Origin of the sequence: Streptomyces sp. NBC_00775 (genome assembly GCF_036347135.1) — a bacterium.
Taxonomy (GTDB): Bacteria; Actinomycetota; Actinomycetes; order Streptomycetales; family Streptomycetaceae; genus Streptomyces; species Streptomyces lutosisoli.
Window position 1 is genome coordinate 5,530,546 of the sequence record NZ_CP108938.1, and the last position, 12,807, is coordinate 5,543,352.

At 69.6% G+C, this 12,807-nt stretch carries 12 protein-coding genes and 1 tRNA gene; 6 read left to right on the forward strand and 7 right to left on the reverse strand.

The genetic code is table 11. From position 1 onward, the window contains the following. The first annotated feature begins 132 nt into the window (after window positions 1-132). The 6 genes from OIC96_RS24615 to OIC96_RS24640 all read left to right on the forward strand — a co-directional run bounded on the left by OIC96_RS24615 (window position 133) and on the right by OIC96_RS24640 (window position 4,390). Window positions 133-1,131, forward strand: coding sequence for an ABC transporter ATP-binding protein (locus tag OIC96_RS24615; RefSeq protein ID WP_330310190.1), 999 nt, complete (start codon window positions 133-135; stop codon window positions 1,129-1,131). Continuing rightward, window positions 1,121-2,038, forward strand: coding sequence for an ABC transporter permease subunit (locus OIC96_RS24620; protein ID WP_330305757.1), 918 nt, complete (start codon window positions 1,121-1,123; stop codon window positions 2,036-2,038). Before OIC96_RS24615 ends, OIC96_RS24620 begins: the two co-directional genes overlap by 11 nt. Beyond that, complete coding sequence (locus tag OIC96_RS24625; protein WP_330305756.1) at window positions 2,035-2,946, forward strand: ABC transporter ATP-binding protein; 912 nt, start codon at window positions 2,035-2,037, stop codon at window positions 2,944-2,946. Before OIC96_RS24620 ends, OIC96_RS24625 begins: the two co-directional genes overlap by 4 nt. 10 nt (window positions 2,947-2,956) lie before the next feature. Then, on the forward strand, window positions 2,957-3,676 hold the full coding sequence (locus OIC96_RS24630) for an ABC transporter permease (RefSeq protein WP_330305755.1): 720 nt from the start codon (window positions 2,957-2,959) through the stop codon (window positions 3,674-3,676). A gap of 131 nt (window positions 3,677-3,807) precedes the next feature. Then, window positions 3,808-4,053: an SGM_3592 family protein gene (locus tag OIC96_RS24635; protein ID WP_330305754.1), complete on the forward strand. Its 246-nt coding sequence runs from the start codon at window positions 3,808-3,810 to the stop codon at window positions 4,051-4,053. Between the two features lie 250 nt (window positions 4,054-4,303). Continuing rightward, window positions 4,304-4,390, forward strand: a tRNA-Ser gene (locus tag OIC96_RS24640). A gap of 49 nt (window positions 4,391-4,439) precedes the next feature. On the opposite strand, the gene OIC96_RS24645 is transcribed toward OIC96_RS24640, so the two are convergent. From OIC96_RS24645 to OIC96_RS24675, 7 genes are all read right to left on the reverse strand, one after another. After that, window positions 4,440-5,276 carry an HAD family hydrolase gene (locus OIC96_RS24645; RefSeq protein ID WP_330305753.1) on the reverse strand — a complete coding sequence of 279 codons (837 nt, stop codon included), beginning with the start codon at window positions 5,274-5,276 and terminating at the stop codon, window positions 4,440-4,442. Next, window positions 5,273-6,550 (reverse strand): serine--tRNA ligase, encoded by a 1,278-nt coding sequence (gene serS, locus OIC96_RS24650; RefSeq protein ID WP_330305752.1) that lies wholly within the window; start codon window positions 6,548-6,550, stop codon window positions 5,273-5,275. Before serS ends, OIC96_RS24645 begins: the two co-directional genes overlap by 4 nt. Before the next feature lie 562 nt (window positions 6,551-7,112). Beyond that, on the reverse strand, window positions 7,113-8,048 hold the full coding sequence (gene pheA / locus OIC96_RS24655; protein WP_330305751.1) for a prephenate dehydratase: 936 nt from the start codon (window positions 8,046-8,048) through the stop codon (window positions 7,113-7,115). A gap of 144 nt (window positions 8,049-8,192) precedes the next feature. Continuing rightward, entirely contained in the window at window positions 8,193-9,584 is a 1,392-nt protein-coding gene (gene efeB, locus OIC96_RS24660; RefSeq protein ID WP_330305750.1) for an iron uptake transporter deferrochelatase/peroxidase subunit, read from the reverse strand. A gap of 8 nt (window positions 9,585-9,592) precedes the next feature. After that, window positions 9,593-11,581, reverse strand: a complete 1,989-nt coding sequence (locus OIC96_RS24665; RefSeq protein WP_330305749.1) for a copper resistance protein CopC — start codon at window positions 11,579-11,581, stop codon at window positions 9,593-9,595. 13 nt (window positions 11,582-11,594) lie between these two features. After that, complete coding sequence (locus OIC96_RS24670; protein ID WP_330305748.1) at window positions 11,595-12,065, reverse strand: copper chaperone PCu(A)C; 471 nt, start codon at window positions 12,063-12,065, stop codon at window positions 11,595-11,597. Continuing rightward, window positions 12,062-12,715: an SCO family protein gene (locus OIC96_RS24675; RefSeq protein ID WP_330305747.1), complete on the reverse strand. Its 654-nt coding sequence runs from the start codon at window positions 12,713-12,715 to the stop codon at window positions 12,062-12,064. The genes OIC96_RS24670 and OIC96_RS24675 overlap by 4 nt, the downstream gene beginning before the upstream one ends. Between the last annotated feature and the right edge of the window lie 92 nt (window positions 12,716-12,807).

Sequence of the window (12,807 nt, forward strand, 5' to 3'; positions counted from 1 at the left end):
GTGGATAAACCAGTGCCGGTTGTTCGACCTCAGGGGGACCCCTACGGGCCCGTACGACTGGAGTCTGACGCGGATCCAGCTCCATGGGCTGACGACCGCTGTGGCGTGCGCCACTACCTTCGAAACGTGACTGTGATCGCGACCGAAAGCCTGAGCAAGTGGTTCCCCAGGGTGACCGCTCTTGACCGGCTCTCCGTGGACGTCGGGCCCGGTGTGACCGGACTCGTCGGAGCCAACGGGGCCGGCAAGTCCACACTGATCAAGATCCTGCTGGGTCTGTCCCCCGCCACCGAGGGCCGCGCACACGTGCTCGGCCTCGACGTCGCCACCGAGGGCGGCGCCATCCGCGAGCGGGTCGGGTACATGCCCGAGCACGACTGCCTGCCGCCCGACGTCTCGGCCACCGAGTTCGTCGTCCACATGGCGCGCATGTCCGGGCTCCCGCCGGCCGCGGCCCGCGAGCGCACCGCGGACACCCTGCGCCACGTCGGACTGTACGAGGAGCGCTACCGCCCCATCGGCGGCTACTCGACGGGCATGAAGCAGCGCGTGAAGCTCGCGCAGGCCCTCGTCCACGACCCCCAGCTGGTCTTCCTCGACGAGCCGACCAACGGCCTCGACCCGGTCGGCCGCGACGAGATGCTCGGACTGATCCGCCGCATCCACACCGACTTCGGCATCTCGGTCCTGGTCACCTCGCATCTGCTGGGCGAGCTGGAGCGGACCTGCGACCACGTGGTCGTCGTCGACGGCGGCAAACTGCTGCGCTCCAGCTCCACCACGGACTTCACCCAGACCACGACGACCCTCGCCATCGAGGTCACCGACACCGACGAGCACCCGGACGGCACCGGCACGGTGCGCGACGTGCTCCACGCGCGCGGCATCGAGACCCACGACGGCAGCGGCCTGCCCGGCGCCGGACACATCCTGCTGCTCACCGCCGAGGGCGAGGAGACCTACGACCTCGTCCGCGACGTCGTCGCCGACCTCGGCCTCGGCCTGGTCCGCATGGAACAGCGCAGGCACCACATCGCGGAGGTCTTCAAGGACAGCGACGAACAGAAGACCGGTGGCGCACGGACGACCGGCGACGAGCAGCGGAAGGAGGCGGTCGGCCATGGCGGTTGAGCAGCCCCAGGTGGCGTCCCCGGCCCAGCCCGGCGAGCAGACCCGTATCCACAACATCGGCTACCGCAACTACGACGGCCCGCGCCTGGGCCGCGCCTACGCCCGCCGCTCGCTGTACTCGCAGTCCCTGCGCGGCGCCTACGGTCTCGGCCGCTCGGTCAAGTCCAAGGTTCTGCCGATGCTGCTCTTCGTGGTGATCTGCGTCCCCGCACTCATCATGGTGGCCGTCGCGGTCGCCACGAAGGCGAAGGACCTGCCCGTCGACTACACGCGCTACGCGGTGATCATGCAGGCCGTCATCGGCCTGTACGTCGCCTCCCAGGGACCCCAGTCCGTCTCGCGCGACCTGCGCTTCAAGACCGTACCGCTGTACTTCTCGCGCCCCATCGAGACCGCCGACTACGTAAGGGCCAAGTACGCGGCCCTGGCCTCGGCGCTGTTCATCCTCACGGCCGCACCGCTGATCGTGCTCTACGTAGGGGCGCTTCTGGCGAAGCTCGACTTCGCCGACCAGACGAAGGGCTTCGGACAGGGGCTGGTCTCCGTGACGCTGCTCTCGCTGCTGTTCGCCGGAATCGGCCTGGTCATCTCGGCGGTCACCCCGCGCCGCGGCTTCGGCATCGCGGCCGTCATCGCCGCCCTGACCATCTCCTACGGAGCGGTGTCCACCGTCCAGGCCATCGCCTTCGACCAGTCCAGCACCGGAGCCGTCCCGTGGCTCGGCCTCTTCTCGCCGATCACGCTCATCGACGGAGTGCAGACGGCCTTCCTCGGCGCCACCTCCGCCTTCCCCGGAGGGGAAGGCCCCTCGTCCGGGCAGGGCGTCGTCTACCTCATCGTCGTCCTGGGTCTCATCGCGGGCTGCTACGGCCTCCTGATGCGCCGCTACCGAAAGGCCGGGCTGTGACCACGCTCAACATCGACCACGTCTCGCGCTGGTTCGGCAACGTGGTGGCGGTCAACGACATCACGATGACGATCAGCCCCGGAGTCACCGGCCTGCTCGGCCCGAACGGCGCCGGGAAGTCCACCCTCATCAACATGATGGGCGGCTTCCTCGCCCCCTCCACGGGCACCGTCACCCTCGACGGGCAGCCCACCTGGCGCAACGAACAGATCTACCGGCACATCGGCATCGTCCCCGAACGGGAGGCGATGTACGACTTCCTCACCGGCCGTGAATTCGTCGTCGCCAACGCCGAACTGCACGGCCTCGGCGCGAAGGCCGCCCAAAGGGCCCTCGCCACGGTCGAGATGGAGTACGCGCAGGACCGCAAGATCTCCACGTACTCCAAGGGGATGCGGCAGCGCGTGAAGATGGCGTCCGCGCTCGTCCACGACCCGTCGCTGCTGCTGCTCGACGAGCCCTTCAACGGCATGGACCCGCGCCAGCGCATGCAGCTCATGGACCTGCTGCGCCGCATGGGCGACGAGGGCCGCACGGTGCTGTTCTCGTCCCACATCCTCGAAGAGGTCGAGCAACTCGCCGCGCACATCGAGGTGATCGTCGCCGGACGGCACGCGGCGAGCGGCGACTTCAGGCGCATCCGCCGCCTGATGACCGACCGCCCGCACCGCTACCTCGTCCGCTCCAGCGACGACCGGGCGCTCGCCGCCGCACTGATCGCCGACCCGTCGACATCCGGCATCGAAGTCGACCTGGCCGAGGGCGCGTTGCGCATCCAGGCGGTCGACTTCGGCCGGTTCACCGCGCTGCTGCCTCGCGTCGCGCGCGAGCACGGCATCCGGCTGCTCACGGTCTCGCCGTCCGACGAGTCGCTCGAATCCGTCTTCTCGTATCTTGTCGCGGCGTAGGAGGCCGAAGATGTACGACCCCACAGTCGCCCGGCTCACCTATCGGGGCCTGCTCGGCCGCCGCCGGGCCCTCATCCTCTGCGCGCTGCCCGTCCTGCTCATCGTGATCTCCGTGGCCGTACGCGGCTTCGCCGGAGCCGACGACCAGGTCGCCTCGGACGTGCTCGGCGGGTTCGCGCTCGCCACAATGGTGCCCATCATCGGCGTCATCGCCGGTACGGGCGCGATCGGGCCCGAGATCGACGACGGCTCGGTGGTGTATCTGCTGGCCAAGCCCCTGAAGCGGCCGACGATCATCTTCACCAAGCTGATCGTCGCGATCGCCGTCACCATGGCGTTCTCCGCACTGCCGACGTTCATCGCGGGCATGATCCTGAACGGCAACGGCCAGCAGATCGCCGTCGCCTACACCGTGGCCGCACTGGTCGCCTCCATCGCGTACGCCGCCCTGTTCCTGCTCCTGGGAACCGTGACCCGGCACGCCGTGGTCTTCGGACTCGTCTACGCCCTCGTCTGGGAAGCCCTCTTCGGGTCGCTGGTGTCCGGCGCGCGCACGCTCAGCGTCCAGCAGTGGGCGCTCGCGGTCGGCCACAAGGTCACCGGCGGGGACCTCGTCACCTCGGACGTGAGTCTGCCGACCGCCACGGTGCTGCTGATCGCGGTCACCGTGCTCGCCACCTGGTACGCGGGGCAGCGGCTGCGATCGCTGACGCTGGCCGGGGAGGAGTGAGCCGGGGCTCCACGCGCGCGTGCCGGTTGTCGCCACGCACGCGCGCGTGGAGCCCCCATTTTTCTTGACAGCGGCTTCACCTCTGGCTGGGCACACTGGGCCAAGGGGATGCACGGCTAGGAGGAACGGGGATGGCAGAACCGAAGGGCGAGGAACAGCGGGAGTCCGGGGACGTGTCCGGGGATGCCTGGGACGACCTCGTCCTGGACGAGAACTTCATACGCTCCGCGGAGACGGCCGAGCCGTCCGCCCGCGCCCGTATGCTCGCCGCCCGCTGGCGCGACGGGGGACCCGATCCGCAGCCCTGGCGCTCCGACGAGCCGCCCGCGGGATGGTTCTTCAGCAAGGGGCGCCGGCGCAGGTGGCGCCGCCGCTGACCTCGGTTTTATTCGGTGGCGCCCAAGTCGGCTTACGGGCACAGTAGTTCTGTCCCCGCCGCCGCATCGAGCCGGCGCCACGTTCTGGGAGAGGAGCGCGACGATGTTCATCAGGAGCAGTTCGTCGAGCTCCCGACAGGGCAGCCCGCGGCAGGTTCCGGAGTAGTTACCCCTCCGTCGAACCCGCTCCGCACGGGGGGCTGCCCGGGGCGGCCGCTTCGAGCGCGCATCTCGCGCGGGCCGCCCACCCGGAGGATTGGCCGAGAGGTAAGGCACCGGCTTGCTAAGCCGCGGTCGGGGATGAAACCCCGCGCGCGTTCGATCCGCGCATCCTCCTCAAGACGTACGACAGCCCGCTGAACCCCAGACGGGCGCCGCCGCAACGCCTAACCCAGCAACCGCTCCAGCACCACAGCGATCCCGTCCTCGTCGTTCGAGGACGTCACCTCATCCGCGATCGCCTTGAGGCCGTCGTGGGCGTTGGCCATCGCCACCCCGCGCGCGGCCCACCCGAACATCGGGATGTCGTTCGGCATGTCGCCGAAGGCGATCGTGTCCGCGGCCTTCACACCCAGGCGGCGGGCGGCGATGGACAACCCCGTCGCCTTGGAGAGGCCCAGGGGGAGGAGTTCCACAATGTCCGCGCCCGCCATCATGACGCCGACGAGGCCGCCCGCGACGCGCGTGGCCGCCTCGGCGAGCTCGTCGGCGGAGAGCGTCGGGTGCTGGACGTACAGCTTGTTCAGGGGAGCCGACCAGAGGTCCGCCGCGTCCTTGATCGGTACGACCTCGAGCGGACCGCTCATCATGCGGTAGCCGGGGCCGACCAGGATCTCGCCGTCGAGCCCGGCGCGGCTCGCGGCGAGCAGCAGAGGGCCGACCTCCGCCTCGATCTTGGCGAGCGCCAGACCGGCCAGCTGCCGGTCGAGCGTCACCGCGGTGAGCAGCCGGTGCTCCCCCGCGTCGTACACCTGCGCGCCTTGGCCGCACACCGCGAGACCCTCGTAGCCGAGGTCGTCGAGGATGTGCCGGGTCCAGGGCACCGCGCGCCCGGTGACGACGATGTGCGCGGCGCCCGCGGCGGTGACCGCGGCGAGCGCCTCACGCGTACGTTCCGAGACCGTCTCGTCGGAACGCAGCAGCGTCCCGTCGAGATCGGTCGCGACGAGCTTGTAGGGGAAGGACCTGGTGGACCCGGCCGACTCCGTGGCGCCGTTGGTCACTTGGAGATCGGCTCCAGGACCTCACGACCGCCCAGGTACGGACGCAGCACCTCCGGCACGCGGACGGAGCCGTCGGCCAGCTGGTGGTTCTCCAGGATCGCGACGATCGTGCGCGGTACTGCGCACAGCGTGCCGTTCAGCGTGGCGAGCGGCTGGACCTTCTTGCCGTCGCGCATGCGGACCGACAGGCGGCGGGCCTGGAAGCTGTCGCAGTTGGAGGCCGAGGTCAGCTCGCGGTACTTGCCCTGGGTGGGGATCCACGCCTCGCAGTCGAACTTGCGGGACGCCGACGAGCCGAGGTCGCCCGAGGCCACGTCGATCACCTGGAAGGGCAGCTCCAGGCCGGTGAGCCACTGCTTCTCCCAGTCCAGGAGGCGCTTGTGCTCGTTCTCCGCGTCCTCGGGGTCGACGTACGAGAACATCTCGACCTTGTCGAACTGGTGGACGCGGAAGATGCCGCGGGTGTCCTTGCCGTACGTGCCGGCCTCGCGGCGGAAGCACGGCGAGAAACCGGCGTAGCGCACGGGCAGCTTGTCGGCGTCGAGGATCTCGTCCATGTGGTACGCCGCGAGGGGGACCTCGGAGGTGCCGACCAGGTAGTAGTCGTCCTTCTCCAGGTGGTACACGTTCTCCGCGGCCTGGCCGAGGAAGCCGGTGCCCTCCATGGCGCGCGGGCGGACCAGCGCCGGGGTCAGCATCGGGATGAAGCCGGCCTCGGTGGCCTGCGCGATCGCCGCGTTGACGAGGGCGAGCTCCAGCAGCGCGCCGACACCCGTCAGGTAGTAGAAGCGCGAGCCGGACACCTTGGCGCCCCGCTCGACGTCGATGGCGCCCAGCGCCTCGCCGAGCTCCAGGTGGTCCTTGGGCTCGAAGCCCTCGGCGGCGAAGTCGCGGATGGTGCCGTGCGTCTCCAGGACGACGAAGTCCTCCTCGCCGCCGACCGGGACGTCGGGGTGCACGAGGTTGCCGAGCTGGAGGACGAGCCGCTTGGCCTCCTCGTCCGCCTCGTGCTGTTCGGCGTCGGCGGCCTTGACGTCGGCCTTGAGCTGCTCGGCCTTCTTCAGCAGCTCGGCGCGCTCGTCCGGGGAGGCCTTGGGGATCAGCTTGCCGAGCGCCTTCTGCTCGGAACGCAGCTCGTCGAAGCGGACGCCGGACGACCTGCGCCGCTCGTCGGCGGAGAGGAGGGAGTCGACGAGCGCGACGTCCTCTCCACGGGCGCGCTGGGAGGCGCGAACACGGTCGGGGTCCTCACGGAGCAGGCGAAGGTCAATCACCCCTCAAGGCTACCGGTGCGCGGTTCCGGCCAACGACTCGATATTCCGGTCCGGGGCTTCTGTCACGTTATGGGTGAAATGCCGGGCTGAATCTCTTGATCACCAATGAGGCGCCGAGGAGTGGCTTCGGAAGCGTCAATAAAAAGGACGCTACTCCCTGAAACGGGGCAGACGGCAGTCTACCGGTTGACTTGATTCCCTTGCGGGGAGCGGGACTTGAGAGGGGGTTGTCCACAGGGATCCACGCCCCCATCAAGTTATCCACAGGCTGTGCGGAAGATCTGTGGACTACGGAAGTGATCATTCCGAAAGCCGCATGCGGGACGAAGAATTCCCGAGTCAAACCATCTCTACACCCACGTTCGAGTGGAAATGCTTCGCTCCAAAGGATTGATCAAGGGAAAAGAGTGGACGAGGGGTGACGTGCGTGACTGTGGACGAAGAAGGGGCCTGTAGGCCGATTTGTCGACGATGTAGCGCTTCGTTGTCGACTTGTCCCCAGGTCGAGAAGCACACCTGTGGATAACTTCTGTGGAGAAAGAAAGTCGGCAGGTACGACCGGCTAAAAACGGCCGTCCTGGCAGCGCGCCAGCCAGTCCGACGCCGCCGAGAACGCGCCGTCGGACGTCCCGGCCCGCACCGCCCGTACGTCCTCCAGGGCGACCCCGGCCCGCGGATAGGACCCGAGGAAGCGCACCTGGGGGCAGATCCGCTTGAGGCCCATCAGCGCCTCGCCCACACGGCGGTCGGTGATATGACCTTCGGCGTCAACGGAGAAGCAGTAATTGCCGATGCCCTGGCCGGTCGGGCGCGATTCGATCCGCATCAGGTTGACGCCGCGTACGGCGAATTCCTGGAGGAGTTCGAGCAGCGCGCCCGGGTGGTCGTCGCCGAGCCAGATGACCACGGACGTCTTGTCGGCGCCGGTCGGGGCCGCGGGCCGGGCCGGGCGGCCGACCAGCACGAAGCGGGTCTCCGCGTTCGCCGCGTCGTGGATCTCGGTCACCAGTGGTTCCAGCGCGTACGTCGCCGCCGCGAACTCGCCCGCGAAGGCCGCGTCGTACCGGCCCTCCTGGACCAGGCGCGCCCCGTCCGCGTTCGACGCCGCCGACTCCCACAGCGCGTCCGGCAGGTGTGTGCCGAGCCAGTTCCGCACCTGCGGCTGGGCGACCGGGTGGCCGGTGACGGTCTTGATGTCCTTCAGGGCCGTGCCGGGCCTGACCAGCAGGGCGAAGGCGATCGGCAGCACGACCTCGCGGTAGATCATCAGCGGGTCACCCTTGGCGAGCTCGTCGAGGGTGGCGGTGACACCGCCCTCGACCGAGTTCTCGATCGGGACGAGCGCGCCCGCGGCCTCGCCGCCGCGCACCGCGTCGAGCGCGGCCGGGACGGACACCATGGGGACCAGCTCCCGCGTCGCGGCTTCCGGAAGCGTACGGAGGGCGGCCTCGGTGAACGTTCCCTCGGGGCCGAGATAGGTGTAGCGCGTCGCCGACATACCGTCACCCTAATGGGCCTTGTCCAACCCGGCTCGCGTCTGTGGACACCGTGGCCCCTCAGGGCGCCCGTCGGACGGCCGGTAACCGCGGCCCCGGAGGTGCCCCTCGGCCGACGGGGAGCGGGCAGCCCCGAGGGGTGCTCCTCAGCCCTCCAGCAGCCGCTGCCCCACGTACTCCCCCTCCGCGGCTCCGCCCGGTACCGCGAACAGTCCGCTCGACTCGTGGCGGATGAATGTGGAGAGTGCGTCGCCGCGGTCGAGCTTGCGCTGGACGGGGACGAAGCCGCGCAGCGGATCGGCCTGCCAGCAGACGAAGAGCAGGCCCGCGTCGGGCACGCCGTCGGTGTCGATGCCGTCGTGGAAGGAGAACGGACGGCGCAGCATCGCGGCGCCGCCGTTCTGGTCGGGCCGGGTGATCCGGGCGTGCGCGTTGATGGGGACGACCAGGTTGCCGTCGGCGTCCGTCTTGTCGAGGTTCATCGCGGTTGTCTCGGTGCCGCCGGACAGCGGGGCTCCGTTCGACTTCTTGCGCCCGATGACGTCCTCCTGGGCCTTGACCGAGAGTTTCTCCCAGTCGTCGAGGAGCATGCGGATACGGCGTACGACGGCGTACGAGCCGTTCGCCATCCAGGCCGGGTCGGCCGAGCCCGACGTGGGCACGAAGATGCGCTGGTCGAAGGTGGACTCGGACGGCTTCGGATTGCGGGTGCCGTCGATCTGGCCCATCAGGTTGCGGGCTGTCATCGGCTGCTCGGTGGCGCCGGGCGAGCGGTTGAAGCCGTTCATCTGCCAGCGGACGCGGGCCGCGCCGCCCGCGTCCTTCTGGATCGCGCGCAGGGCGTGGAAGGCGACCAGGGCGTCGTTCGCGCCGATCTGCACCCACAGGTCGCCGTTGCTGCGCGCCTTGTCGAGGTGGTCGGAGGAGAAGTCGGGCAGCGGGTCCAGGGCGACGGGGCGCTGCTTCTCCAGGCCCGTACGTGCGAAGAAGCTGTGTCCGAAGCCGAAGGTGACCGTGAGGGACGAGGGGCCGGCGTCGCGGGCGATGTCCGTGTCGTCGTGTGCGGCGGCCTCGCCCGCCATCAGTCGCTGGGCCGTCGCCGACCAGCGGCGCAGCAGCGCGGCCGCCTCCTTGCGGCCCGCTCCCGCGTCCAGGTCGAACGCGACGAGGTGGCCGCGGGCTTGGAGGGCGTTGGTGATGCCGGGCTGATGTTTCCCGTGAAACATCACCGCGTCCGCGCCGAGCGTGGTCAGCGGGGTGGTCTTCTCGGCGGAGGGCGTCGCCGCGTATCCCACGGCGCCTCCGGCCGCGCCCAGGGCGAGGCCGGTGGCACCCGCGGTGCCGAGGAGCCGGCGCCGTGAAATGGCCCCCTTAGGAGAGGTCTCCTGGGAAACGGTCTCCTTAGGAGAGGCGTTTTCCGGCGTGGCCTTCTTGGAGGAGGCGTTTTCCGTATCGGCTTCCCTCGGAGAGGTCACCTTGGAGGAGGCCTGGGAGGTGGTCCGCTGAGAGGACGTCTCCGGAGTGGAGTGGTCAGCCATGGTGAGGTTCAGCCGATCTGCGCGTTCTTGTTCACGGTCGATTGGTCGATGTCGGAGGTCCGTACGGTCACCGCGATCTTCCAGTCGCCCGCCATGGGGATCTGCACCCCGGCCGCCGACCAGTGTCCGGTGGCGATGCGGTCGGGGGTCACGGGCAGCGGGCCGATGTCCTTCGCGGCGAGGGTGAAGGCGACCTTCACCTCGGGTACGTCGAAAGCCTTGCCGTTCGGCCGCACCACGAAGACGTGCATCTCGTTGGCGCCGACGCGGGCCGGGTCGAGGGTGACCTCCACGGTGCCCTTGCCGTCCTGGCCGCCGGTGTCGAACGGGATCTTCAGGGAGAGCGGGCCGGACCGCTGTGAGGAGGACGCGGTGGCCTGCTGGGCCGCCTCCTCCGTACGCCCGGGTTCGGTGGTCGTCAGCGCGGTCGTGACCGCGAGCAGCACGATGGCGACGCCCGCCTCGGCGAGGACCGAGCGGCGCAGCCCGGAGCGGTGCGGGTCGGCGTCGCGGATGCGCTTGTCGCGTGTGGTGGCCATGGCGGCCCGCTGCCGGGCGAGTTGGGCGGCGCGCCGGGAGTCCTCGGTCTTCGGGGTGTTCGCGGGGACCGTCGTCCGTGTCTTCTGGCGCTGCTCGACCACGGCCGCCGCCACGGCCTCCGGAGCCGCGACCTCCGACAGTTGCCCGGTCCAGCGCCGCGAGATCCACGCGATGCCCACGAGGACCGCCACCAGGCCGATCTTGACGAGCAGCAGCTGCCCGTACGTCGTGTCGGTGAGTGCCGACCAGGAGCCGACCTGGCGCCACGACTGGTAGATCCCCGTCGCGACCAGCGTGAGGACGCCGCCGAAGGCGACGCGCGAGAAGCGGCGTACGGCCGCCGCCTCGATCTGTTCCTGCGCCGGTGCCCGGAACAGGGCGACCAGCAGTGTCGCGAGGCCGCCGAGCCAGCCGGCGACGGCCAGCAGGTGCAGTACGTCGACGGGCATCGCGACGCCCGCCTGGATGCCGGTCGAGGCGTGCTCGGCCATGGCCCAGGTCGCGGCCAGGCCCGCCGCGACGACGGTACCGCCGATCGCGAGCCCGAAGGTGAGGTCCTTCTTCTCGGCGGCCCGGTCGGCGGCGGCGTCGGCGGCCTCCTCCGACTCGTCGTCCTCGTGCGGCCCGTTGTCCTCGTCCCGTTTCACATACGCCCCGAAGAGCACGGCGATGAACAGGGCCGCCGCGGCGAGCAGCAGCAGCCGGGAGACCAGTGCCGCGCCCGACTTGGTCTGCAGCACCTGTCCGAGCAGTGTCAGGTCGAAGATGTCGCCGACCTTGCCGGAACCGACGTACGAACCGCGCAGGAGCAGCAGCGCGAGTGTGGCGCCGGTCAGCGCGAGCCATCCGGTGACCACGAGCCGTTGCACCGGCCGGACTCCGGCGCCCCGCTGCCAGCAGGCCAGGACGAAGGCCGCGCCGCCGACGAGGAGGATGAATCCGGCGTAGGAGACGTAGCGTGCGAACCCGTAGAGCGCGCCGACGACCCCGCCGCCCAATGCTTGGTCGGACAGTGCGACGGAGGTCTGCGAGGGCGCGCCGATGGAGAAGGTGAAGGCGCCCGAGACGGGGTGGCTGTCCGCCGACACGACTTGGTAGGTGACGGTGAACGTGCCGTCGGGCAGCCCCGAGTGCAGCTTCACGGAGTACGTGGTGCCGCTCGGGTTGGTCGCCTTGCCGGTGTCGACCCGTTTGCCCTTGGGGTCGAGCACGCGGAGCGAGCCGTCGTTCATCGCGACCTTCTCGGAGAAGGTGAGCGAGATCTGGGCGGGCGCCTTGTCGACCACCGACCCCTGCGTCGGATCGCTGCCGGTCAGCGCGGCGTGCGCGGAGGCGGGTGCCGCGCCCGCCAGGAGCGCGCCGGAGACGGCGAGGAACAGCAGCACGAGCGTCCGGAAGCTGCGGAAGCCCGGGTGGCTCGGACGGCTCCGGAAGCGGGAGGCGGTGGTCGGCGTCATGGTGGTCCCTCCCTCAGTGCCCGGTCTTGGGTGTGTACGTCGCGGGCTTCACCGGCATGGAGATCTTCACTGTGCCGGACTTGGCGAAGTGCAGTTCCACGGACACCTTCTCGCCCTGCTTCGGCTTGTGGGTGAGCTTTTCGAACATGAGGTGGTTGCCGCCGCTCGCGAAGTCCAGGGTGCCCTGTGACGGCACCTTGAACGACGTCTCCTCCTCCATCGCGCCGCCCTTGGTGGAGTGCAGCGTGACGTCGTCCGAGAGGTCGCTGGTGACCGAGGTGAGGGTGTCGGCGCCACCGGAGTTGGTGACGGTGAAGAACCCGGCCGCCATGGTGTCCATGCTGGGGGCGGGCATGTAGGCGCCGGTGACCTTGAGTTCGGGCGTGGCCGGGGCGGAGTCTTTGTCGTCCGAGGCGTCCGAGCCGCATCCGGCGAGGGTCACCGCGGCTGCTATGACCACCGCGCATCCGGCGAGGGGCCTCACGGGTTCTCCCCCTTGATGATCTTGGGGAGGTCCTTGGTGTAGTCGTCGACGGTGGCGTCCTCGCCGTACAGCACATAGCCCCCGTCGGTCTTCGGTGAGAACGCGATGACCTGGGTGCCGTGGACGGAGACGAGCTTGCCGTTCTTGTCCTTCGACGTCGGTTCGATGGAGATGCCCATCGTGCGGGCACCGGCCTGGATCGTGGCGAAGTCGCCGGTCAGGCCGACGAAGTCGGAGTCGATGCCCTTGAGCCACTTGCCGAGCGCGGCGGGGGTGTCGCGGTCCGGGTCGGTGGTGACGAACACGACGCGGAGCTTGTCCTGCTGGGCCTTGGGCAGCTGCTTCTTGGCGACGGCGAGGTTGTTCATCGTCAGCGGGCAGACGTCGGGGCAGTGGGTGTAGCCGAAGTAGATCAGCGTCGGCCGGCCCTTGGTCTGCGCGAGCAGGTCGTACTTCTTGCCGTTCGTGTCGGTGAGCACGAGGTCCGGCTTCTCGAACGGCTTGTCGAGAATCGTCGCGGCCTTGCCGGAGCCGGACTCGACGGACACGTCGGCGATCGGCTTGTTGCTGTCGTCGCCGCTGCCGCAGGCGGAGAGGGTCAGAGCGGCGGCGGCGAACAGGGCGGCCGCGGCATACGTCTTCTTGCGCATAGAAAAATGTCCCAGATGTGAGCGCTCCGGTGCGCACCGGGGGTCGTACGGGCCTGAAGAGCCAGGTCGTACGGCCTCCCGGTGCGCGCCGA